Annotated in this window: 22 protein-coding genes and 1 pseudogene; 17 read left to right on the top strand and 6 right to left on the bottom strand. The window is 42.0% G+C overall.

The window, feature by feature from the left end; all coding sequences use genetic code 11:
* Window positions 1-137: 137 nt before the first annotated feature.
* Together AXF18_RS08970 and gor are read right to left on the bottom strand one after the other, a co-directional pair.
* A complete protein-coding gene (locus tag AXF18_RS08970) occupies window positions 138-674 on the bottom strand; it encodes a biotin transporter BioY (RefSeq protein WP_000709019.1) in 537 nt (178 codons plus the stop codon).
* A gap of 143 nt (window positions 675-817) precedes the next feature.
* A complete protein-coding gene (gene gor / locus AXF18_RS08965; RefSeq protein ID WP_065371845.1) occupies window positions 818-2,164 on the bottom strand; it encodes a glutathione-disulfide reductase in 1,347 nt (448 codons plus the stop codon).
* A gap of 266 nt (window positions 2,165-2,430) precedes the next feature.
* Between gor and AXF18_RS08960 the strand changes: the two genes are divergently transcribed.
* The 4 genes from AXF18_RS08960 (at window position 2,431) to metG (ending at window position 7,694) form a co-directional block, all read left to right on the top strand.
* Window positions 2,431-3,615: an efflux RND transporter periplasmic adaptor subunit gene (locus tag AXF18_RS08960; RefSeq protein ID WP_065371844.1), complete on the top strand. Its 1,185-nt coding sequence runs from the start codon at window positions 2,431-2,433 to the stop codon at window positions 3,613-3,615.
* On the top strand, window positions 3,599-4,300 hold the full coding sequence (locus AXF18_RS08955; protein ID WP_065371843.1) for an ABC transporter ATP-binding protein: 702 nt from the start codon (window positions 3,599-3,601) through the stop codon (window positions 4,298-4,300). The genes AXF18_RS08960 and AXF18_RS08955 overlap by 17 nt, the downstream gene beginning before the upstream one ends.
* 1 nt (window position 4,301) lies before the next feature.
* Window positions 4,302-5,561, top strand: a complete 1,260-nt coding sequence (locus AXF18_RS08950; RefSeq protein WP_033584878.1) for an ABC transporter permease — start codon at window positions 4,302-4,304, stop codon at window positions 5,559-5,561.
* 135 nt (window positions 5,562-5,696) lie between these two features.
* Window positions 5,697-7,694 (top strand): methionine--tRNA ligase, encoded by a 1,998-nt coding sequence (gene metG, locus AXF18_RS08945; protein WP_065371842.1) that lies wholly within the window; start codon window positions 5,697-5,699, stop codon window positions 7,692-7,694.
* A 16-nt stretch (window positions 7,695-7,710) separates the two neighbouring features.
* On the opposite strand, the gene AXF18_RS08940 is transcribed toward metG, so the two are convergent.
* The 3 genes from AXF18_RS08940 to coaA all read right to left on the bottom strand — a co-directional run bounded on the left by AXF18_RS08940 (window position 7,711) and on the right by coaA (window position 9,521).
* Window positions 7,711-8,244 carry a DNA topology modulation protein gene (locus tag AXF18_RS08940; protein WP_065371841.1) on the bottom strand — a complete coding sequence of 178 codons (534 nt, stop codon included), beginning with the start codon at window positions 8,242-8,244 and terminating at the stop codon, window positions 7,711-7,713.
* A gap of 52 nt (window positions 8,245-8,296) precedes the next feature.
* Window positions 8,297-8,533, bottom strand: a complete 237-nt coding sequence (rpsT, locus tag AXF18_RS08935; RefSeq protein ID WP_001274000.1) for a 30S ribosomal protein S20 — start codon at window positions 8,531-8,533, stop codon at window positions 8,297-8,299.
* Window positions 8,534-8,600: 67 nt separating this feature from the next.
* Window positions 8,601-9,521, bottom strand: coding sequence for a type I pantothenate kinase (gene coaA / locus AXF18_RS08930; protein ID WP_000180503.1), 921 nt, complete (start codon window positions 9,519-9,521; stop codon window positions 8,601-8,603).
* Window positions 9,522-9,716: 195 nt separating this feature from the next.
* Between coaA and AXF18_RS08925 the strand changes: the two genes are divergently transcribed.
* From AXF18_RS08925 to AXF18_RS08885, 9 genes are all read left to right on the top strand, one after another.
* Entirely contained in the window at window positions 9,717-10,124 is a 408-nt protein-coding gene (locus tag AXF18_RS08925; protein ID WP_065371840.1) for a hypothetical protein, read from the top strand.
* A 200-nt stretch (window positions 10,125-10,324) separates the two neighbouring features.
* Window positions 10,325-10,915 (top strand): class I SAM-dependent methyltransferase, encoded by a 591-nt coding sequence (locus tag AXF18_RS08920; protein WP_084437480.1) that lies wholly within the window; start codon window positions 10,325-10,327, stop codon window positions 10,913-10,915.
* Window positions 10,912-12,189, top strand: coding sequence for a pyrimidine-nucleoside phosphorylase (locus tag AXF18_RS08915; RefSeq protein ID WP_065371838.1), 1,278 nt, complete (start codon window positions 10,912-10,914; stop codon window positions 12,187-12,189). The genes AXF18_RS08920 and AXF18_RS08915 overlap by 4 nt, the downstream gene beginning before the upstream one ends.
* A gap of 19 nt (window positions 12,190-12,208) precedes the next feature.
* A complete protein-coding gene (gene deoC / locus AXF18_RS08910) occupies window positions 12,209-12,871 on the top strand; it encodes a deoxyribose-phosphate aldolase (RefSeq protein WP_065371837.1) in 663 nt (220 codons plus the stop codon).
* Window positions 12,858-13,247: a cytidine deaminase gene (locus AXF18_RS08905; RefSeq protein ID WP_065371836.1), complete on the top strand. Its 390-nt coding sequence runs from the start codon at window positions 12,858-12,860 to the stop codon at window positions 13,245-13,247. The genes deoC and AXF18_RS08905 overlap by 14 nt, the downstream gene beginning before the upstream one ends.
* Before the next feature lie 88 nt (window positions 13,248-13,335).
* A complete protein-coding gene (locus AXF18_RS08900; RefSeq protein WP_065371835.1) occupies window positions 13,336-14,391 on the top strand; it encodes a BMP family protein in 1,056 nt (351 codons plus the stop codon).
* 136 nt (window positions 14,392-14,527) lie between these two features.
* A complete protein-coding gene (locus AXF18_RS08895) occupies window positions 14,528-16,063 on the top strand; it encodes an ABC transporter ATP-binding protein (RefSeq protein WP_065371834.1) in 1,536 nt (511 codons plus the stop codon).
* On the top strand, window positions 16,056-17,114 hold the full coding sequence (locus AXF18_RS08890; protein ID WP_049504509.1) for an ABC transporter permease: 1,059 nt from the start codon (window positions 16,056-16,058) through the stop codon (window positions 17,112-17,114). The genes AXF18_RS08895 and AXF18_RS08890 overlap by 8 nt, the downstream gene beginning before the upstream one ends.
* A gap of 2 nt (window positions 17,115-17,116) precedes the next feature.
* Window positions 17,117-18,073 (top strand): ABC transporter permease, encoded by a 957-nt coding sequence (locus AXF18_RS08885; protein ID WP_000029140.1) that lies wholly within the window; start codon window positions 17,117-17,119, stop codon window positions 18,071-18,073.
* Window positions 18,074-18,107: 34 nt separating this feature from the next.
* On the opposite strand, the gene plsY is transcribed toward AXF18_RS08885, so the two are convergent.
* Window positions 18,108-18,749 carry a glycerol-3-phosphate 1-O-acyltransferase PlsY gene (plsY, locus tag AXF18_RS08880; RefSeq protein ID WP_007522164.1) on the bottom strand — a complete coding sequence of 214 codons (642 nt, stop codon included), beginning with the start codon at window positions 18,747-18,749 and terminating at the stop codon, window positions 18,108-18,110.
* Between the two features lie 135 nt (window positions 18,750-18,884).
* Between plsY and parE the strand changes: the two genes are divergently transcribed.
* The 4 genes and pseudogenes from parE to AXF18_RS08855 all read left to right on the top strand — a co-directional run bounded on the left by parE (window position 18,885) and on the right by AXF18_RS08855 (window position 23,111).
* Window positions 18,885-20,828, top strand: coding sequence for a DNA topoisomerase IV subunit B (gene parE, locus AXF18_RS08875; RefSeq protein ID WP_065371833.1), 1,944 nt, complete (start codon window positions 18,885-18,887; stop codon window positions 20,826-20,828).
* 28 nt (window positions 20,829-20,856) lie between these two features.
* Entirely contained in the window at window positions 20,857-21,207 is a 351-nt protein-coding gene (locus AXF18_RS08870; RefSeq protein ID WP_000725494.1) for a hypothetical protein, read from the top strand.
* A 78-nt stretch (window positions 21,208-21,285) separates the two neighbouring features.
* A pseudogene (locus tag AXF18_RS10230) lies at window positions 21,286-21,679 on the top strand (hypothetical protein); the annotation flags it as partial.
* A gap of 613 nt (window positions 21,680-22,292) precedes the next feature.
* A complete protein-coding gene (locus AXF18_RS08855) occupies window positions 22,293-23,111 on the top strand; it encodes an aminoglycoside 6-adenylyltransferase (RefSeq protein WP_065371831.1) in 819 nt (272 codons plus the stop codon).
* The last annotated feature ends 113 nt before the right edge of the window (window positions 23,112-23,224 follow it).

Raw genomic sequence — 23,224 nt, 5'->3', positions numbered from 1 at the left:
CATATCGTGAATAACTATAATTTGAAGAATAAAACGATTAATATTCATACCGGTATAAGAATAGTCAAGTAGCTAAATAGTGTACAGTTGATTCTTAGAATGGAAATAGTCCAGAACAATTGTTCTGGACTATTCTTTTATCTTGAAAAATATGGAAGGCTTTTCAATCGTTTGAGTAGGGGACGACTAATGAAACTAATGGCAATAATCTTACCAAGATCAGGGAGGATAAAGGGAAGGACACCGACAGCTAGTGCCTGATCAAATGGCATACCAGCTAGGAAGTGGAGGCTGAGAATGCCTCCGACAAAGACGAGGGAGTCACCCAAGAGGTTGGCTAGGAAAATGCGAATGTAGCCACTATTTTGATGGATGAGATAAGATGTAAGTCCAGCATAGACAAGGTCGAACCAAAGATAGCCTGCACTTGGGCCGACTAAAACGTGAAATCCTGCACCACCCCCTGCAAAGACAGGTAAACCAATGGCACCCAGCAGGAGATAGAGAGCTACAGATAGAACGGCTTCTCTGGGTCTAAAAACAGTAGCAATCAGACCAATCGCAAAGTTTTGCAAAGTGAAAGGTACAGGACCGATAGGGAGACTGATTTGTGCCAATACGGCGATGAGAGCAGCACCGATAGCAGGGATAGCATAGATATGAGCTTTTTTCAAAACTGTTAACCTCTTTTCAAAATTATAGTAACTATTATACTAATTTAGAAAGAAAAGTCAACCTATTTATGAAATCAAGGTAACAATTTTGTAACAGCCGATTTTGCAAGTAAAAAGAGACCTCAAGAGGTCTCTTGCGATAATTAGCGCATGGTCACAAATTCTTCTGAAGCGGTTGGGTGGATAGCTACTGTAGCATCAAAGTCCGCCTTGGTAGCTCCCATCTTAATAGCAACAGCGAATCCTTGAATCATCTCATCCACTCCGTAACCAAGTCCGTGTAGGCCAACAACTTTTTCATCAGCACCGGCGGTGATGAGTTTGAAGCGAGATTCTTGACGATGGTTTGTAACGGCTGAGTACATAGATGCAAAGCTTGACTTGTAGACTTTAATGTTATCTTGGCCGTATTCTTTGATAGCTTGATCTTCAGTTAAACCGACTGTTCCGATTGCTGGGTGGGAGAAGACAACAGTAGGGATAGTCGTGTAGTCCATCTTAGCATTTGTTTTCCCGTTGAAGAGGCGTTCAGATAAGGTACGTCCTGCCTTGATGGCTACTGGGGTCAGTTCTTTCTCACCAGTAACATCTCCAAGAGCATAGATGCCATCTACAACAGTATTTTGGTATTCATCTACTTGGATAAATCCACGTTGGTTGAGTGTAACTCCAGCCTTTTCTAACTCAAGACCGTCTACATTTGGACGGCGACCGGTAGCCCAGATAACTTGGCTGGCAGTATGACTAGAACCGTCTTCAAAATGAATGGTAATACCTTGCTCCGTTTCTTCGAGCTTGACAGGTACCTTATGTGTGTGCAAAGGTAGACCTGTTTTTTCCATTTCATTGACAAGTCCTTCAACGATGTAGCTGTCAAAACCACGCAAGGGACGATCACGACGGACAAACAAATCCGTTTTTACTCCTAGCGCGTGGAGAACACCTGCTAATTCAACGGCGATATAGCCAGCTCCAAGAATCGCAACGGAGTCAGGAAGTTGCTCCCAAGCGAAGACATCGTCTGAGCTACCACCGAGTTCAGCTCCAGGAATAATTGGGATGCTAGGACGAGCGCCAGTCGCAATCACGATATGCTTGGCACGAATCAATTCACCATTGACGCTGACTGTGTGGGAATCAACGAAATGAGCACGACCTTCAATCAAATCAACACCGTTGCGTTTGAAACTTCCATCATAAGATGAGCGGGCACGGTCGATGTAGGCTTCACGGTTTTGACGAAGTTTTGCGAAATCAAACTGAACATTTGAACTCGTAAACCCATAGTCAGGACCGTAGTGGTGGAAGCTTTCAGCAATTTGCGCTCCATACCACATGATTTTCTTAGGAACACAGCCAACGTTGACACAAGTTCCACCTAATTTTTTCTCCTCGATAACAGCTGCTTTAGCCCCGTGTTCACCAGCTCGGTTCATAGTGGCGATACCGCCGCTTCCTCCACCGATGGCGATGATATCATATTCTCTCATAGAAAACTCCTTATAGCTTTGATAGTCATATTCTATCGTTTTTATTTTTTGAATGCAAAAATCTGCTACGGTAAAAAAAATATAAAAACACTTGCCAAATTCAAAAAGATATTGTATTATATATCTAGCACAATAATCCAATAAACGAATGCCGAACGAAATAATGATCCTGAATTGTCATTGTTTCCATCTGAACTGTCATTGTTTGGTCTCGGTATTTCTGATATAATGGTTTTTGTAAGGCAAAAGAATAAAGGAGCTTAAAAATGAAAAGAAATAAGAAGGCAAAAAAATGGCAATTATACACAGCGATTGGTGTTGCCAGTGCTATTGTTATCGGTGCTGCGGGGATTTTGATTTTTAGACAACCTTCCCAGTCAGCTGTCAAGGAGGAAACCCCTCATATCGTTACTGCTAAGGAAGGTTCTGTTGCTTCATCGGTTCTCTTGTCAGGTACAGTTACAGCAAAAAATGAACAATACGTTTATTTTGATGCTAGTAAGGGAGATTTAGATGAAATCCTCGTTTCAGTCGGGGACAAGGTCGAAGAAGGGCAAGCGTTGGTCAAATACAGCAGTGCAGATGCTCAAGCTGCCTATGATGCAGCCGATCGTGCAGTTGCAAAGGCAGACCGTCATATCGAGGAGTTAAACAAGGCTCGTGAAAATGCATCAGCTACACCAGCTTCTCCACAGGTTCCAACAGAAGCTGGACTCCCAGAACAAGCGCAAGCAGCGACTTCTTCAGTATCTTCTATTGATTCTCAAATCAGTGATGCCAAGGATAACCGTGCAGATGCTGTTGCTCAACTCAACAAGGCTCAAGCACAGCTAGATGCCGCAACTGTCCTCAGTACACTTGAAGGGACTGTAGTTGAAGTTAATCGTAATGTTTCCAAATCTCCAACAGGTAATAGCCAAGTGGTAGTACATGTTGTAAGTAATGAAAACTTGCAAGTCAAAGGGGAGTTGTCTGAATACAATCTTGCCAACCTCTCTGTAGGGCAAGAAGTTACCTTTACTTCGAAGGTTTACCAAGATAAGAGCTGGACAGGAAAAATCACCTATATTTCTGATTATCCTAAGAACAATGGAGAAGCAGCAAATGCAGCTCTTGGAGGGAATACTGGATCTAAGTATCCTTATACTGTTGATGTGACTAGCGATATCGGTGAGTTGAAACAAGGCTTCTCTGTCAGTGTGGAAGTCAAAAACAAGAGTAAAGCCATCCTTGTTCCTTTGACAAGTGTCGTTACCGAAAATGACAAAAACTATGTCTGGCTCGTTGACGACCAGAAAAAAGCGAAGAAGGTAGAAGTTACTTTGGGGAATGCGGATGCAGACAACCAAGAAATTACTTCAGGTTTGACAGACGGTGCCAAGGTCATCAGTAATCCAACATCTTCCTTGGAAGAAGGAAAAGAGGTGAAGGCTGATGAAGAAACTAATTAGTCTCAAAAATATTTGCAGGAGTTACCGAAATGGTGACCAAGAACTGCAGGTCCTTAAAAATATCAATCTAGAAGTTCATGAAGGTGAGTTTGTTGCCATTATGGGACCTTCTGGTTCTGGTAAGTCTACGTTGATGAATACCATCGGAATGTTGGATACACCAACCAGTGGAGAGTACTACCTTGAAGGGCAAGAAGTGGCAGGCCTGGGAGAGAAACAACTGGCCAAGGTCCGCAATCAGCAAATCGGCTTTGTCTTTCAGCAGTTCTTTCTCTTGTCCAAGCTCAATGCACTTCAAAACATCGAATTGCCCTTGATTTACGCTGGTGTTTCGGCTTCAAAACGTCGAAAATTGGCTGAGGAATTTCTGGAAAAGGTTGAGTTGACGGAGCGCAGTCATCATTTGCCTTCTGAGTTATCAGGTGGTCAAAAGCAGCGTGTAGCGATTGCGCGTGCCTTGGTAAATAATCCCTCTATCATCCTAGCAGACGAACCCACAGGAGCCTTGGATACCAAGACGGGAAATCAAATCATGCAGCTGTTGGTGGAGTTAAACAAGGAAGGGAAAACCATTATCATGGTCACGCATGAGCCTGAGATTGCTGCCTATGCCAAACGCCAAATTGTCATTCGTGATGGTGTCATCTCGTCTGACAGTGCTCAGGTAGAAAAGGAGGAAAACTAAGATGCAGAATCTGAAATTTGCCTTTTCATCCATCATGGCCCACAAGATGCGCTCCTTCCTCACCATGATCGGGATTATCATCGGAGTTTCGTCTGTCGTTGTCATCATGGCTCTTGGCGACTCTATGTCTCGTCAGGTCAATAAAAACATGACCAAATCGCAGAAGGATATCCATGTCTTTTTCTCTCCTATCAAGAGCAAGGATGGCTCCTTTACTCAGCGTCAGTCAGCTTTGACAGTCAGTGGGAAAGAAGAGGATGTTCATGTTGAACCACCAAAACCACTGGAGTCTTGGGTCAAGGAAGCTGCCAAACTCAAAGGAGTAGACAGTTACTATGTCACCAACTCGACCAACGTCACCCTATCTTATAAGGATAAGAAGGTTGAACGAGCGACACTGACAGGCGGAAATAGCACCTACATGAACGCAGTTGAAAATGAAATCGTTGCGGGTAGAAGTCTAAGACCGCAAGACTACAAGGAATTTGCCAGTGTGATTTTGCTGGATGAAGAACTAGCCAAGAGTTTGTTTGATAGTCCAGAAGCTGCGGTTAATCAAATCATCTCTGTCAATGAATTTAGTTACCGTGTGATTGGCGTTTATACTAGCAATGAAGCTAAAACTGCTAAAGCCTTTGGGATTGGTGGTCTTCCAATTACGACCAATATCTCTCTCGCAGCCAATTTTAATACTGATGAAATATCGAACATCGTCTTTCGTGTCAATGATACTAGTCTAACGCAGACCTTGGGGCCGGAGTTGGCTCGAAAACTGACCGAGATTGCTGGTCTTCAGCAAGGAGAGTACCAAGTTGCGGACGCAACTGCCGCCTTCCAAGAAGTACAACAACTATTTGGTTTTATGACCACCATTATCAGTGCCATCGCAGGAATCTCTCTCTTTGTCGGGGGAACTGGTGTTATGAATATCATGCTGGTTTCGGTGACAGAACGCACGCGGGAGATTGGTCTGCGGAAAGCTCTTGGAGCTACTCGGGCTAATATCTTAGTACAGTTTTTGATTGAGTCTATGATCTTGACCTTGCTAGGTGGTGTCATCGGTCTTGGGATTGCTGCTGGAATGACCATGTTAGCTGGAGTACTGCTTCAAAACATGATTGCAGGTATTGAAGTTGGGGTTTCCCTCCCAATCGCTCTCTTTAGCTTGGCTGTGTCAGCCAGCGTTGGGATGATCTTCGGAGTCTTGCCAGCCAATAAAGCGTCTAAGCTTGATCCAATCGAAGCCCTTCGCTATGAGTAATCTAAACAAGAAAAAAAACAAGATGGACACTTGTCTATCTTGTTTTTGTATGGATTTTCCTATAGAAAATCACCGAAAATATGATATAATGAAGTGTTAGAAAATCAGGTTTCATTTGCCTGGAAAGGAAAAATTATGTCTGAAAAGAATTTTTATATTACAACGCCGATTTACTATCCATCTGGTAAACTTCATATCGGTTCTGCCTACACAACCATCGCTTGTGATGTCCTAGCTCGCTACAAACGCCTCATGGGCTATGATGTCTTTTATCTGACAGGTCTTGACGAGCATGGTCAGAAAATCCAGCAAAAAGCGGAAGAAGCTGGCATCACACCTCAAGCTTATGTTGATGGGATGGCGGTTGGAGTCAAAGAACTCTGGAAATTACTCGATATCTCATACGATAAATTCATCCGTACAACTGATGACTACCATGAAAAAGTAGTGGCTCAGGTCTTTGAGCGCTTGCTTGCTCAAGATGATATTTACTTGGGTGAATACTCTGGCTGGTATTCAGTTTCAGATGAGGAATTCTTTACAGAAAGCCAGCTTGCGGAAGTTTTCCGTGATGAAGCTGGAAATGTGACGGGCGGTATCGCTCCATCAGGTCATGAAGTGGAATGGGTTTCTGAAGAGTCTTACTTCCTTCGCCTCAGCAAATACCAAGACCGTTTGGTTGAATTTTTCAAATCGCACCCTGATTTCATCACTCCAGATGGTCGCCTTAATGAAATGTTGCGTAACTTCATTGAGCCAGGTTTAGAAGATTTGGCAGTGTCTCGTACAACCTTTACCTGGGGAGTACCAGTCCCATCAAATCCAAAACACGTTGTCTATGTTTGGATTGACGCCCTTCTCAACTATGCGACCGCTCTTGGTTACGGTCAAGAGGATCATGCTAATTTTGACAAGTTCTGGAACGGAACAGTCTTCCACATGGTCGGAAAAGATATTCTCCGTTTCCACTCAATCTACTGGCCAATTCTTCTCATGATGTTGGATATGAAATTGCCTGACCGCTTGATTGCCCATGGTTGGTTTGTCATGAAAGACGGCAAGATGTCTAAGTCTAAAGGGAATGTCGTTTACCCTGAAATGTTAGTAGAGCGCTATGGACTGGATCCACTTCGTTACTACCTCATGCGTAGCCTTCCAGTCGGTTCAGACGGAACCTTTACTCCTGAGGACTACGTCGGCCGTATCAACTATGAATTGGCCAATGACCTTGGAAACCTCCTTAACCGTACGGTTTCCATGATTAACAAGTATTTTGATGGGCAAATCCCTGCCTATGTAGAGGGTGTGACTGAATTTGATAATGCTCTTGCTCAAGTAGCAGAGCAATCTATCTCTGACTACCATACACACATGGAAGCAGTTGACTACCCACGTGCCATAGAAGCAGTATGGACTCTTATCTCACGTACCAACAAATACATCGATGAGACAGCCCCATGGGTCTTGGCTAAGGATGAAGAGCACCTTGACCAATTGGCAAGTGTTATGATCCATTTGGCAGCCAGCCTTCGTGTTGTAGCTCACATGATTGAGCCATTTATGATGGAAACTAGTCGCGCCGTATTGGCACAACTTGGTCTAGCAGAAGTTTCTAGCCTAGAAAACTTGAGCTTGGCTGATTTCCCTGCTGGTGTGACTGTTGTTGCCAAAGGCACACCAATCTTCCCACGTCTCGACATGGAAGAAGAGATTGCCTATATCAAGGAACAAATGGAAAGCAACAAACCAGCAGTCGAAAAAGAATGGAATCCAGATGAAGTTGAACTCAAACTAAACAAGGATGAAATCAAGTTCGAAGACTTTGATAAGGTCGAAATCCGTGTCGCAGAAGTCAAAGAAGTGACTAAAGTAGAAGGTTCTGATAAGTTGCTCCAATTCCGCCTAGATGCTGGTGATGGTGAAGATCGTCAAATCCTCTCAGGAATTGCCAAATACTATCCAAACGAGCAAGAATTGGTCGGCAAGAAGGTTCAAATCGTTGCCAACCTCAAACCACGTAAAATGATGAAAAAATATGTCAGCCAAGGGATGATTCTCTCAGCTGAACATGATGGACAATTAACCCTTCTCACAGTGGATCCAGCTGTACCAAACGGAAGTGTGATTGGGTAAAAGCAAAAAACCAACGTTAGACACGTTGGTTTTTCTTGTTATGTGCGAGATTTTCTAAGAAGTAATCCATATCCTTTTGCGACCTGAGGACAATTACTTTCTCAGGGTAGGTTTCTTGAACCCGTTGATAGCGTACTTTAGCATTCTTTGTCCGCCCATCCCAGAGAATCCATCTGATAAAGTCCCAGTCAAAGCGTTCAGGGCAACCTGCAGTCATGCTTTCTCGTACCTTGCCTCGGTATGTGAGATACCGTTTAAAGGCTCGAAAGAGACAAGTCCAAGGTGAAAAATTGAGAAAGATGATTTGGTCAGCTTCCAGCATCCTTTCCTCGTAATAGCACCAAGAGTAGTTGCCATCGATAACCCAAGCTTCATGCTTTGTGAGAAAGTTTTTCAACTCGCCCAACATCCATTCGCGGTCACTGTCTTGCCAACCAGGTTGAAATTGGAGTGTATCCATATGCAGTTTGGGGATGGAGTAGTAGTTTGACAACTTTTCAGCTAGAGTTGACTTGCCAGCTCCAGAATATCCTATGATTGCTATTTTCATTTTCTACCTTTTCTGACTAGAGGACAAAAAAACAGCCTCTATGGACTGTTTCTTATTTAGCAAGTTTAGCTGAAAGACGAGCTTTATCGCGGCTTGCTTTGTTTTTATGAATCAAACCTTTAGTTTCTGCTTTGTCGATAGCTGAGCTAGCAGCACGGAAAAGTTCTTCAGAAGGGTTTGCTTCGAAAGCTTTGATAGCAGTACGCATAGCTGATTTTTGAGCTGAGTTTTTTTCGTTTTGTTTAACGTTCAATTCAGCGCGTTTGATAGCTGATTTAATGTTTGCCAATGTTCTTACCTCCATATTTACTAACTATACTATTATATCTGAAAACTTATGTTTTGACAAGGGGAAATTATTTTTTTAGGTAAATTTCATCGATTTCATGGTTTTTAGTCTTGTGGAGAATGACCTCGGCGCGATTCCTTGTTGGTTCGATATAGTTTTGTAGATTTGTGAGATTAATGCTGGTCCAAACCTGGTGTGCAAAGGCTTCAACTTCTCCAATCGGCATTTGCGTAAAACGGTGGTAGTAGCTGTTGGGGTCATTTTGGGCAAAGCTGAGCAGTTTCAAGAAACGATCCAGATACCAACTTTCAATGTCCTCGACAGCAGCATCCACATAGATGGAGAAATCAAAGAAATCAGTGATGTAAAGGCGCTCATTTTGAGGGTTTTGAAAGACATTGATGCCTTCGACAATAACAAAGTCAGCAGCTTTGACACGTTGTTTCTCTCCAGGAACGATGTCATACACTTCATGAGAATAGACAGGAATATCGACATCTTGTCCATTCTTTAGGCGATCAAGAAAATCCAGTAAAGCTTCCATATCATAACTTTCAGGAAAACCTTTGCGATTTAATATATCTTGGTCCATCAAGGTTTGATTGGGATAGAGAAAGCCGTCAGTTGTCACCAATTCTACAGTAGCATCAGTAACTGTACGAGAGAGAAGGATTTGCAGAAGTCGGCTAGTTGTTGATTTTCCTACAGCTACACTTCCTGAAACTCCAATAATGAAGGGTTGAGATTTACTCTCTCTTTGGAGAAAAATCCCCTTAGAAAAGGCTAAATCCTCTTTGGTGCGTTTGTAAATTTGGATGAGATGTGCTAAAGGTAAATAAATATCTGTGACATCTTGCAGACTAATCTGGTCATTGAAACTCTTGATGGATTCTAGTTCCTCTTCTGTTAAAGGAGGTGTTGTCTTTCGATGTAAAGATTGCCAAGTCTGGCGACTGATTTTTTCAAAATGTAAAAATTCGTTGGTCATTGTTTTCCCCTAGATATTTTGTCTATCATACCATAAAAAGCTAAAAAAATAAAGCGGTTTCTTGATGGTAGTAAGTCAATATCGTATAATAGAGATGGAGGTTGAATAGTTTAATGATTAGATAGGGAATTGTTTCTGAAGAGTTATCAGTTATTAAAAGTGGGTTTTTTCGTTCACAACTTTAGGAGGTATACAATGAAAATCTTGAGATGTTACATATTGGAACTCTGTTTTATTTTAAGTTTTGCACTACCTTTTATAAGGGGAGCGAATACGGATAATGGGAGACGCTTTGTAGAAACCTATTACGGTTTTACCTTCTTAATGGATCATCTCCTTGTAACAGTTATCTTTATCTGTTCAATCTTGATTGCTTGGCTAGTAAAAAAGCAGTGGACGAAATGGCTTGCTGCTGGTAGTTATCTATTTTTGATTTTGTGGATTGCTACAGAAGGATATCTATTCCGTATGTCACTAGAAGATTTGATACGACTTTGGACAAGTTTGGAAATCTTGACACAAACTTATCAGTTGGGTTTTTATCTAAACATCATATTGGTAATCTTGTTGATAATAAAGTATTTTAAGGTTAAGAAATGGTAATAAAAATGCGCCTGATTACAGACGAACTGTTTTTTCCTGACTATGATAATTTGTAGTTCCCGATAGATTATAATGCATTTCTAATAATTGAAAGATATTGAAGAAAAGGTCTTTTTGACTTGGTTTTTTCAGTCTTTTTCATTTGATCATCACTTTGTAAACGATTTACAATTCAAGCCAAATTATGGTAAAATAGTTTTATGAGTAAAATGTATTATGCAGAAAGTCCTGATGCTGCTCACGACATTCATGAGTTGAGAGTGGAGTTGTTGGGAGAAAACATGACCTTTTTGACGGATGCGGGTGTTTTTAGCAAGAAAATGGTTGACTTTGGGAGTCAGCTCTTGCTCAAGTGTCTAGAGGTAAATGAAGGAGAGACGGTCCTTGATGTGGGTTGTGGTTATGGGCCATTGGGCTTGTCATTGGCCAAGGCTTATGGAGTTCAGGCGACCATGGTCGATATCAATAATCGTGCCTTGGACCTAGCGCGACAAAATGCTGAACGTAATAAAGTAGAAGTAACGATTTTCCAATCCAATATCTATGAACAAGTTGAAGGGAAGTTTGACCATGTTATTTCCAATCCGCCGATTCGAGCGGGAAAACAGGTTGTTCATGAGATTATCGAAAAGAGCAGAGATTTCTTGAAAGACAGAGGAGATTTAACCATCGTCATTCAGAAAAAACAAGGAGCTCCAAGTGCTAAAAGCAAGATGGAAGATGTTTTTGGAAATTGTGAAATTATAAAGAAAGACAAGGGATATTATATCCTTAGAAGTGTGAAAACATGAGAGCAGTTGATTTAATTCAAAAGAAACGAGATGGTCAAGAACTGACTGCAGCTGAAATCAAGTGGCTAGTAGAAGGCTATGTAGCTGGAATTGTTCCAGACTATCAAATGTCTGCTTTTGCTATGGCTGTTTATTTTAAAGGAATGACCACACGTGAGATTTCTGATCTGACGATGAATATGGTTAAAACAGGTCAGGAGTTTGATTTGTCAGCTATTGATGGGGTTAAAGTTGATAAGCATTCGACTGGTGGTGTAGGTGATAAGGTGACCTTGATTTTGGCTCCACTTGTTGCGAGTTTCGGAGTGCCCGTTGCTAAAATGAGTGGTCGTGGTCTCGGCCATACTGGTGGAACAATTGATAAATTGGAGTCCATTAAGGGCTATCAAGTTGAGCGAAGTCAAGAAGATTTCATTCGTCAGGTACAAGATATTGGTGTATCTGTCATTGGGCAGTCCGATCAGCTGGTTAAAGCAGATAAACTTCTCTATGCCCTTCGTGATGTGACAGCAACTGTCGACACGATTCCTTTGATTGCTAGTTCGGTGATGAGCAAGAAAATTGCTGCAGGAGCGGATGCCATTTTGCTAGACGTAACGGTCGGTGAGGGTGCCTTCATGAAGACGGTTGATGAGGCGCGCGAATTGGCTCAAACCATGGTGGATCTTGGTAAGGCTGTTGGTCGAAAGACAGTAGCAGTCATTACCGATATGAGCCAACCCTTGGGAAGAGCTATTGGCAATCGTCTCGAAATCCTTGAGGCATTGGAGATTTTACAAGGGAAAGGCCGTCAGGATATTACCCACTTTATCTGTGAATTGGCTCAGATTATGCTTGGCTTGGCTGATGTTGAGAAAACGATCAAGGAAATCCGTCAACACCTGGAAAATGGCCAAGCACTGGCTAAGTTTGAAGAAATGGTAGCAGCACAAGGCGGTGATTTAGAAGATCTCTATCGCCCCGTTAAAGTTGCCCATGTGCTGGAAATTCCAGCTCAAGATACAGGTGTTATTTCAGCTCTTCCTGCAATGAAATTTGGGCTCTATGCCATGAGACTAGGAGCTGGTCGTGCAATCAAGTCTGATGACTTGGACTATGAAACAGGGATTGTTTTTGAAAAGAAAGTTGGAGACTCCGTTCAAAAGGGTGAAATTGTTGCAAAAGTTTATACAAATGGAAAAATTTCTTCTGAACTAGTTACAGAATTTCAAAAATATGTTAAAATAAATGATGGAGTGCAAAGTTTACGAGAAATTATAGAAATTATCTCATAAAATCAGGGAGAATCCGAATATGAAGTTAAATAAATATATTGATCATACGCTTTTAAAGCAAGATGCAAGCCAAGAACAAATTGATCGTTTGCTATCTGAAGCGCGTGAGTATGACTTTGCTAGCGTTTGTGTCAATCCCACATGGGTTAAACATGCGAAAACAGGGCTTGAAGGCTCAGATGTAAAGGTTTGTACAGTAGTAGGTTTTCCTTTGGGAGCAACAACTTCAGCTGTGAAAGCTTTTGAAACAAAAGAAGCTGTCCAAAACGGTGCAGATGAGATTGATATAGTTATCAATGTTGGTGCCCTCAAATCAGGCAATCTGGATTTAGTTGAATCGGACATCCGTGCTGTCGTAGAAGCAAGTGGTGACAAGCTGGTTAAGGTCATTATCGAAGCTTGCTTGTTGACAGACGATGAAAAGGTTGTGGCCTGCCAATTATCCCAGAAAGCGGGTGCTGACTTTGTCAAAACATCAACTGGATTTTCAACTGGTGGTGCCACTATTGAGGATGTTCAGTTGATGCGTGAAACAGTCGGGCCAGATATGGGAGTTAAGGCAGCTGGTGGAGCTCGTTCATATGCAGATGCTGTCGCTTTTGTGGAAGCAGGCGCTACCCGTATCGGAACATCTGCTGGTGTAACAATCTTAAAAGGAGAATTGGCAGATGGCGACTACTGAGTTAATTGAACTAGCAATTGAAACCAGCAAACAAGCCTATGTCCCCTATTCTCGTTTTCCCATAGGTGCTGTTTTAGTAGCCAAGGATGGTAGTATTTATACGGGTGTGAACATCGAGAATGCTAGTTATCCCTTGACTAATTGTGGAGAACGTACTGCTATTTTTAAAGCAGTCTCTGAGGGGCAACGAGAGTTTTCAGAATTGATTGTCTACGGACAAACTGAAAAACCCATCTCGCCATGTGGTGCTTGCCGCCAGGTCATGGTTGAATTTTTTGAACAAGATCTAAAAGTGACATTAGTCGCTAAAGATAGATCGACGGTCGAGATGACGGTCGGGGAGTTACTTCCATACTCATTTACAGACTTAAACTAGTCTGGCCACTCTCTGAGTGACGCGGTCCTTGTGGCCAATCAATCCATACTTGCAACATCGTTGCACATCATATTTAGGAGGTTCAGTAATGAACAAGAAACAATGGCTAGGCCTTGGTCTAGTTGCAGTAGCAGCAGTTGGACTTGCTGCATGTGGTAACCGCTCTTCTCGTAACGCAGCTTCATCTTCATCTGAAATGAAGACCAAAGCAGCGATCGTAACAGATACTGGTGGTGTTGATGACAAATCATTTAACCAATCAGCTTGGGAAGGTTTGCAAGACTGGGGTAAAGAACACAATCTTTCTAAAGATAAAGGCTTTACTTATTTCCAATCAACAAGTGAAGCAGACTATGCTAACAACTTGCAACAAGCGGCTGGAAGTTACAACCTGATCTTCGGTGTTGGTTTTGCCCTTCACAATGCAGTTGAGGAAGCAGCAAAGGACCACTCTGACCTAAACTATGTCTTGATTGATGATGTGATTGAAGGTCAAAATAATGTTGCGAGCGTAAGATTTGCGGATAACGAAGCAGCTTACCTTGCTGGTGTTGCAGCAGCGAAAACTACGAAAACAAAACAAGTTGGTTTTGTAGGTGGTATCGAATCTGAAGTTATTTCACGTTTTGCAGCTGGATTCAAAGCTGGTGTTGAATCAGTAGACCCATCTATCAAAGTCCAAGTTGACTACGCTGGTTCATTTGGTGATGCTGCCAAAGGTAAAACAATTGCAGCAGCTCAATACGCTGCCGGTGCAGACGTTGTCTACCAAGCGGCTGGAGGTACAGGTGCTGGTGTCTTTGCTGAAGCAAAATCATTGAACGAAAACAAAAATGAAAACGAAAAAGTTTGGGTTATCGGTGTAGACCGTGACCAAGCAGCAGAAGGTAAATACACTTCTAAAGATGGTAAAGAATCTAACTTTGTTCTTGTATCTACATTGAAACAAGTTGGTACAACTGTAAAAGATATTGCCAACAAAACAGAAAAAGGTGAATTCCCTGGTGGACAAGTGATTGTTTACTCATTGAAAGATAAAGGGGTTGAGCTAGCAGTAACAAACCTTTCAGAAGAGGGTAAAAAAGCTGTTGAAGATGCAAAAGCTAAAATCCTTGACGGAAGCGTAAAAGTTCCTGAAAAATAATGGATAAAAGTCATTTCTTAGGAAGCGGCCATTGGTCGCTTCTTTAAGAATTGAGGCAATTTTTGTCTCAATAGAGCTTGTTAATGTGATTAGCAGGTTTTATTGAAATAAAATAAACCTCTGAAAGGAAGAGCATATGGCACACGAAAATGTCATTGAGATGCGGGATATTACCAAGGTGTTTGGTGAATTTGTAGCAAACGACAAAATCAACTTGCAACTGCGAAAAGGTGAAATTCATGCACTTTTAGGAGAAAATGGAGCGGGTAAATCCACTCTGATGAATATGCTAGCAGGACTTCTTGAACCAACGAGTGGTGAAATTGTGGTGAATGGTCAGGTTGTAAAACTAGACTCACCATCTAAAGCCGCTGGTCTTGGAATTGGGATGGTTCACCAACATTTCATGTTGGTTGAGGCTTTTACGGTAGCTGAGAATATCATTTTAGGGAGTGAAATCACTAAAAATGGTGTTCTAGATATAGCTGGTGCTACTAAAGAAATCAAGGCTCTTTCTGAACGTTATGGTTTGGCAGTGGATCCTGCTGCTAAGGTGGCGGATATTTCCGTTGGTGCCCAACAACGTGTAGAAATCTTGAAAACACTCTATCGTGGTGCTGACATCCTTATCTTTGACGAACCTACAGCTGTATTGACTCCTTCAGAGATTGATGAGTTGATGGCAATCATGAAAAACCTTGTCAAAGAAGGGAAGTCCATCATTTTGATTACCCATAAACTGGATGAGATTCGTGCAGTATCGAATCGAGTGACAGTTATCCGTCGTGGGAAATCAATCCAGACGGTTGAAATCGCAGGAGCAACAAATGCGGACTTGGCAGAAATGATGGTTGGACGCTCAGTCTCCTTTAAAACGGAAAAACAAGCACCACAACCCAAAGAAGTGGTCTTGTCTATCAAAGACTTGGCTGTCAATGAAAACCGCGGTGTACCAGCAGTGAAAAATCTATCCTTGGATGTTCGTGCTGGTGAAATTGTAGGTATTGCAGGTATTGATGGCAATGGTCAATCTGAACTCATTCAAGCCATTACTGGTCTTCGTAAGGTTGAGTCAGGTAGCGTTGAATTAAAAGGCAAATCAATCGTGGGGATGCATCCTCGACAAATTACAGAACTAAGCGTGGGGCACGTTCCTGAGGATCGTCACCGTGATGGCTTGATTTTGGAGATGATGATTTCAGAAAATATCGCTCTTCAAACCTACTACAAAGAACCACTCAGCAAAAATGGCATCTTGAACTATGCCAATATCACTTCAAATGCCAAGAAATTGATGGAAGAATTTGACGTCCGTGCGGCAAGCGAATTTGTTCCAGCGGCAGCTCTTTCAGGAGGAAATCAACAAAAAGCGATTATCGCTCGTGAGATTGATCGTGATCCTGATCTCCTTATCGTCAGCCAGCCAACTCGTGGTTTGGATGTCGGTGCCATTGAATATATCCACAAACGTTTGATTGAAGAGCGTGATAACGGGAAGGCTGTCCTTGTTGTCAGCTTTGAATTGGATGAGATTTTAAATGTCTCAGACCGAATTGCTGTTATTCACGATGGTAAGATTCAAGGTATTGTATCGCCAGAAACAACTAACAAACAAGAACTTGGTGTCTTGATGGCAGGTGGAAACTTGGGAAAGGAGGAGAGTGATGTCTAAAAAATTACAACAAATTTCGGTTCCCTTGATTTCCGTATTCTTAGGAATCTTGCTCGGAGCCATTGTCATGTGGATCTTCGGATATGATGCTATCTGGGGCTATGAGGAGTTGTTCTATACAGCTTTTGGTAGCCTCCGTGGGATTGGAGAAATTTTCCGTGCCATGGGTCCTCTTGTCTTGATAGGTCTTGGTTTCGCAGTTGCCAGTCGAGCAGGCTTCTTTAACGTCGGACTTCCTGGTCAAGCACTTGCAGGCTGGATTCTCAGTGGTTGGTTTGCCTTATCGAATCCAGATATGCCTCGTCTCGTGTTGATTCCATTAACAGTGATTATTGCTTTGATCGCAGGTGGAATTGTTGGTGCGATTCCAGGTATCCTCAGAGCCTATCTCGGTACGTCAGAGGTTATCGTGACCATCATGATGAACTACATTGTATTGTATGTGGGAAATGCCTTTATTCATGCCTTTCCTAAAGATATTATGCAAAGTACAGATTCAACGATTCGTGTTAGTGCCAATGCTACATACCAGACACCATGGTTATCAGAGTTGACTGGAAATTCCCGTATGAATATCGGAATCTTCTTTGCAATCATTGCTGTAGCTGTGATTTGGTTCTTGCTAAAGAAAACGACTCTCGGTTTTGAAATTCGTGCAGTTGGTCTTAATCCCCATGCTTCAGAGTACGCTGGTATTTCAGCAAAACGTACAATCATTCTATCAATGATTATCTCTGGTGCCTTGGCTGGTCTTGGTGGAGCGGTCGAAGGTCTTGGAACTTTCCAAAACGTTTACGTTCAGGGATCATCATTAGCTGTCGGATTTAACGGGATGGCAGTTAGTTTGCTTGCTGGAAATTCACCAATTGGAATTCTCTTTGCGGCCTTCTTATTTGGAGTTTTGCAAGTAGGAGCACCGGGTATGAACGCTGCGCAAGTTCCATCTGAGCTTGTCAGCATTGTAACAGCGTCTATTATCTTCTTTGTCAGCGTTCACTATATTATCGAACGCTTTGTCAAACCTAAAAAACAAGTTAAAGGAGGTAAGTAAGGATGTCTATTACAACATTACTCACCCTCTTGGTCTCTTCTATGCTGATTTACTCAGCACCACTTATTTTTACGAGTATCGGAGGAGTCTTCTCTGAACGTGGTGGTGTCGTTAACGTCGGTCTTGAAGGAATTATGGTTATGGGAGCCTTTTCTGGGGTTGTCTTTAACCTTGAGTTTGCAGAACAACTTGGAACAGCGACTCCTTGGATTTCCTTGTTAGTTGCTGGTATTGTGGGAGCTATTTTCTCTCTCATCCATGCAGTCGCTACAGTTCATTTCCGTGCGGACCATGTTGTCAGTGGTACAGTATTGAACTTGATGGCTCCTGCCCTAGCAGTTTTCTTGGTTAAAGTTCTTTATAACAAAGGACAAACGGATAACTTAAGCCAGACTTTTGGACGTTTTGATTTCCCAGTTTTGGCTGATATCCCTGTGATTGGAGATATCTTCTTCAAGTCAACCAGTCTACTAGGTTATATCGCGATTGCCTTCTCTTTCCTTGCTTGGTTTATTCTCTTTAAGACACGTTTTGGTCTTCGTCTTCGCTCTGTTGGTGAACACCCTCAAGCAGCGGATACCTTGGGGATCAATGTCTACAAGATGCGATATCTTGGGGTTGTTATTTCAGGTTTCCTTGGTGGAATTGGGGGAGCGATTTATGCTCAATCCATTTCAGTTAACTTCTCAGTGACAACTATTGTCGGTCCTGGATTTATCGCCCTTGCTGCGATGATCTTTGGTAAATGGAACCCAATTGGTGCTATGCTTTCTAGTCTTTTCTTTGGACTTTCACAAAGTTTGGCAGTTATCGGTTCTCAATTACCTTTCCTACAAGGAGTGCCAGCGGTTTACCTTCAAATCGCGCCTTATGTCTTGACTATCCTTGTCTTGGCAGCCTTCTTTGGAAAAGCAGTTGCACCTAAGGCAGACGGTATCAACTACATCAAGTCAAAATAAGCATACAAAAAAACGTCAGTTTCAAACTGGCGTTTTATTTTTTTGGATTTTGATGGGTTAGGTTCAACCCCCAAGGGACAAGATTTTCAGTTTTATTTTTGATACGTGTGATATTATCCTTGTGACGAATGATAATCAAGCTAGCAAGTGCTAGGATAATCAGAATGAAGAGGGGGTCATAGCTGCTCAGGATAAATCCAAATAGTGGAAATAGGAGAACTCCGATAACGGCTGCGATAGAAGCGGTAACGCTAGACAGTGAAATCATACTACCTAGATAGAGGCTTCCAAAGAATACGATTGCTAGATAGAGACAGAAGGCAGGCGCAAATCCGAAAATCACTCCAGCACTGGTTGCGACAGCCTTACCACCTTTAAATCCTGCAAAGATAGGAAAGGTATGTCCAATTACGGCCAAAAGACCAAAGACGAGAGGTGATACACCTTGAAGGTGGAAAAGGATTGGAAGGAGAGTGGCCAAGGTTCCTTTAAAGAAGTCAATCACAAAGGTTGCCATACCCGCTTTCTTACCTAAAATTCGAAAAGTATTGGTTGTTCCGGTGTTTCCAGAACCATGTTCACGCAGATTTGTTTGAAAGAAGATTTGTCCAATCCAAAGACCAGATGGAATCGAACCTAGCAGATAAGCTAAAATTAATAATACAAATGTCATCATAGACCTATTATACCATGAAATGGTATAGAAAGTCAGAGAATATCCTGTGAAATTGTGACAGCTGAAAGGGAAAAGCTTTGCAAAATCGCTAGAAAACCTGTAAAATAGAAAAGATGAACAAATAGGAGGTTCCTTGTGTCAAAAAAGGAAATCAATATTAATAACTACAATGATGACGCCATTCAGGTGCTAGAAGGGTTGGATGCGGTCCGTAAACGTCCGGGGATGTATATTGGATCGACTGACGGTGCTGGCCTCCATCACCTAGTCTGGGAAATTGTGGATAATGCAGTCGATGAAGCCTTGTCTGGATTTGGTGACCGCATTGATGTGACCATCAATAAAGACGGAAGTTTAACCGTACAAGACCATGGTCGAGGGATGCCGACTGGGATGCACGCCATGGGAATTCCAACTGTTGAGGTTATCTTTACCATTCTCCACGCTGGAGGAAAATTCGGTCAGGGTGGCTACAAAACATCTGGTGGTCTTCATGGAGTCGGTTCTTCGGTTGTTAATGCACTCTCAAGTTGGTTGGAAGTTGAAATTACCCGTGACGGTACAGTCTACAAGCAACGTTTTGAAAATGGCGGGAAACCCGTCACAACCTTGAAGAAAATTGGTACAGCACCCAAGTCTAAGACAGGTACCAAAGTCACTTTCATGCCTGACGCGACGATTTTTTCTACGACTGACTTCAAGTACAATACCATTTCAGAACGTCTCAATGAGTCAGCCTTTCTCTTAAAAAATGTTACCTTGTCTTTGACAGATAAGCGAACAGATGAAGCAATCGAATTCCATTATGAGAACGGGGTACAAGACTTTGTTTCTTACCTCAATGAAGACAAGGAAACCTTGACGCCAGTCCTATATTTTGAAGGCGAAGACAATGGTTTCCAAGTGGAAGTTGCCCTCCAGTACAATGATGGATTTTCAGATAACATTCTATCCTTTGTCAATAACGTTCGTACTAAAGATGGTGGAACGCATGAGACAGGACTTAAGTCTGCCATTACTAAGGTCATGAATGACTACGCTCGTAAGACAGGGCTTCTCAAGGAAAAAGATAAAAACCTTGAAGGGTCAGATTACCGTGAAGGTTTAGCAGCCGTTCTATCTATTCTGGTTCCGGAAGAACACCTCCAGTTTGAGGGTCAGACAAAGGACAAACTTGGAAGTCCTCTGGGTCGTCCAGTTGTGGATGGGATTGTGGCTGATAAGTTGACCTTCTTCCTTATGGAAAATGGGGAACTGGCTTCCAATCTCATTCGCAAGGCTATCAAGGCGCGTGATGCTCGTGAGGCAGCTCGCAAAGCGCGTGATGAGAGCCGAAATGGTAAGAAAAATAAAAAAGACAAGGGCTTGCTTTCTGGTAAATTGACTCCAGCCCAGTCTAAAAACCCTGCAAAGAATGAACTCTACCTAGTTGAGGGGGACTCTGCCGGCGGTTCTGCCAAGCAAGGTCGTGATCGTAAGTTCCAGGCTATCTTACCCCTTCGAGGTAAGGTTATCAATACAGCCAAGGCTAAGATGGCGGATATCCTCAAAAATGAAGAAATCAATACCATGATTTATACCATCGGTGCGGGTGTGGGAGCAGACTTCTCTATTGAAGATGCCAACTATGACAAGATCATTATCATGACCGATGCGGATACAGATGGTGCCCACATTCAGACCTTGCTCTTAACCTTTTTCTACCGCTATATGCGTCCACTAGTCGAGGCAGGACATGTCTATATCGCCCTTCCGCCTCTTTACAAGATGTCCAAAGGCAAAGGCAAGAAAGAAGAAGTAGCTTATGCTTGGACGGACGGAGAGCTAGAAGAACTCCGCAAGCAGTTTGGTAAAGGCGCTACCCTTCAACGCTACAAAGGTCTAGGAGAGATGAATGCGGACCAACTCTGGGAAACAACCATGAATCCAGAAACCCGCACTCTTATCCGTGTCACGATTGAAGACCTAGCACGCGCAGAACGTCGCGTTAATGTCCTCATGGGAGATAAGGTCGAACCACGTCGTAAGTGGATTGAGGATAATGTCAAGTTTACGCTGGAAGAAGCGACAGTATTTTAATAAATTTTAGAATTACAAAGGAGTTATGATGAAAAAAATATATGCTGTTCTATTAGTTGCTTTTATGGCTGTTATTTTATCTGCTTGTGCCTCGAAGGAGGCATGGCTAAAAGGTACATGGACTAGTAATCAAACAAATTCTAAGTATGAATTTAAAGAAGAAAGTGGGAAGTGGACTATTTTAAGTGGTGAAAGCAAAATAGCTGAGGATCTAGAAGTAAAGGATCGTAAAGATTCGGTTGTAAACTTAGTTGATGATAATGGAATTCGATATCAGGTTGAAAAGAAAGATAAAGATACAATTCATCTTGAAATATTTAATTCAGACGGACTTTCTGCTACTAATGGTCAAGGCTTCGAATTTAAAAAGGATCAGTAAAATGACAAAAAGGTTAATCTTTAATTTTAACTAAACATTAGGTTATTTCAGCTAATAAGCAAAGTAAGATTTCGTTTTATAGAAACTGTGACAGGATTGTTGGATTTTGAATTATATCACAGGTATCAAAAATTATACAGGTAAAGTTTGCTAATCTATTTCCAAGTTAACTACTTTCAATAATGAAGGAAAGGAAACCTTGACGCCAGCCCTATACTTTGAAGGAGAAGACAATGGTTTTCAAGTGGAAGTTGTCTTCCAACGATACAAGGGTTTTGGTGAGATGAATGCGGACCAACTCTGGGAAACAACGATGAATCCAGAAACCCGCACTCTTATCCGTGTCACAATCGAAGACCTAGCCCGCGCTGAACGCCGTGTCAATGTCCTCATGGGAGATAAGGTCGAACCACGCCGCAAGTGGATTGAAGATAATGTCAAGTTTACGCTGGAAGAAGCGACTGTGTTTTAAGGAGTGTGAATAATGAATAGTTCAGGACATTCGATTTTTGGAAGTTACTTGGGTTTAATTTTCTTAGTTTCTTTACCGTCAGCTATTCTTGCATTCTACATCAATAGTCGAAAAAAAAGTTTCCAAGGTTTATATGCACCGATTGTATTTACCTTTTTTATGATCTTGATGCTTTTATTCAATATGGATTCCTCAGAATCCGGTTCTTTAGTGGCATCCTTTGTCATGATTTTATTTGGTTTTCCTTTGATAGCAGGAGCCTTAATCTACACACTTATTCGATTGTGTTATGTCTATCCGGAGAAACGGTGGAAGGCTCTTTTGATTTTCCTATCCTATATTTTATGTCCCCTATCTGTAGGTGTTCTGGGATCGTATGTTGTAAATGTAGTTCAGATACATCTGTTGACATTTTTGGTAATGATTTTGATGATTCTGGTTTCTTATCTTCCTCCTCTCTATCTCCATTACACCAAACGAAATCAGTAAGACAAGAATACTTTTTGGTAGGGGATAGAGATTAATTGCTTAGCTAATGTCGGAGATGACCGATTGTTTATAATTTATAATAAAAAACAATTTCAAATAGCTCTAAGTGTTGAAGGAGTGAAAGATGAGAACTGAAACAGAAATGCTTGATGCGATTTCACAGATTGCTAAATCTTTACAAGTTGAGGCTGTCGCCATGTCTGGTTCACGGACAAACCCAAAAGCACCAAAAGATGAGTTTCAGGATTACGACGTGATCTATGTCGTGGACGACTTAGATAATCTGACGAGTGACCTTTCTTGGTTGAATCAGTTTGGCAAGCGCATTATTGAGCAGCATAACGTACTTGAACATCGCCATCTGTATCTCATGCTCTTTGAAGATGGCAATCGGATTGATTTAACCCTCTGCCCCAAAGAGCACATTCAAGAGTGGGTGGATAGTGAGGCAGGATTCACCGTTTTAGAAGATCCTAAGGGGGTGTTTGAACCTTATTCCCCGAATCCTCAACGTTTTTGGACAAGCCCAGCTAGTGCAATAGAGTTTGACAAAGTCTGCAATGAATTTTGGTGGGTGTCAGCCTACGTGGTTAAAGGGATTTGTCGCAAGCAAGCCATCTATGCCACGGATCATCTCTATGGAATTTGTCAGCAAGAATTGCTCAAGCTTTTAGCTTGGCAAGTGGCAGCAGATAAGGGAACGGTCGATATCGGCAAGAACTACAAGTATCTTTTCCAGTATTTACCTACAGAGAAAGAGAAGGAATTCTCGAACCTGCTTGCTTTTTCAAGTGTAGAGAAACTTACTCAGTCATTGTTTGCTACGATGCAACTTTTCCACAGAGAAGCTCAAATACTTGCTCAAAAGATGAGCTTTGCCTACGATAAGGTAGTAGCTGAGAAGATGATTGAGTATGCTGAAAAGAGACTTCTTAATCGCTGAATTATTTAAAAGATTAGCCTACAGAAAGGATAGTTTGGTTACTTAATGTAACTGAACACGGGACTAATTTCCGTAAAATATCCTTTATTGTATAAAAAAATTGTATAAAAATC

The organism is Streptococcus sp. oral taxon 064 (assembly GCF_001683375.1).
Lineage (GTDB): Bacteria > Bacillota > Bacilli > Lactobacillales > Streptococcaceae > Streptococcus > Streptococcus oralis_S.
The sequence above is the reverse complement of the archived record's forward strand: the minus strand, read 5'-3'. Positions and strand labels throughout refer to the sequence as shown.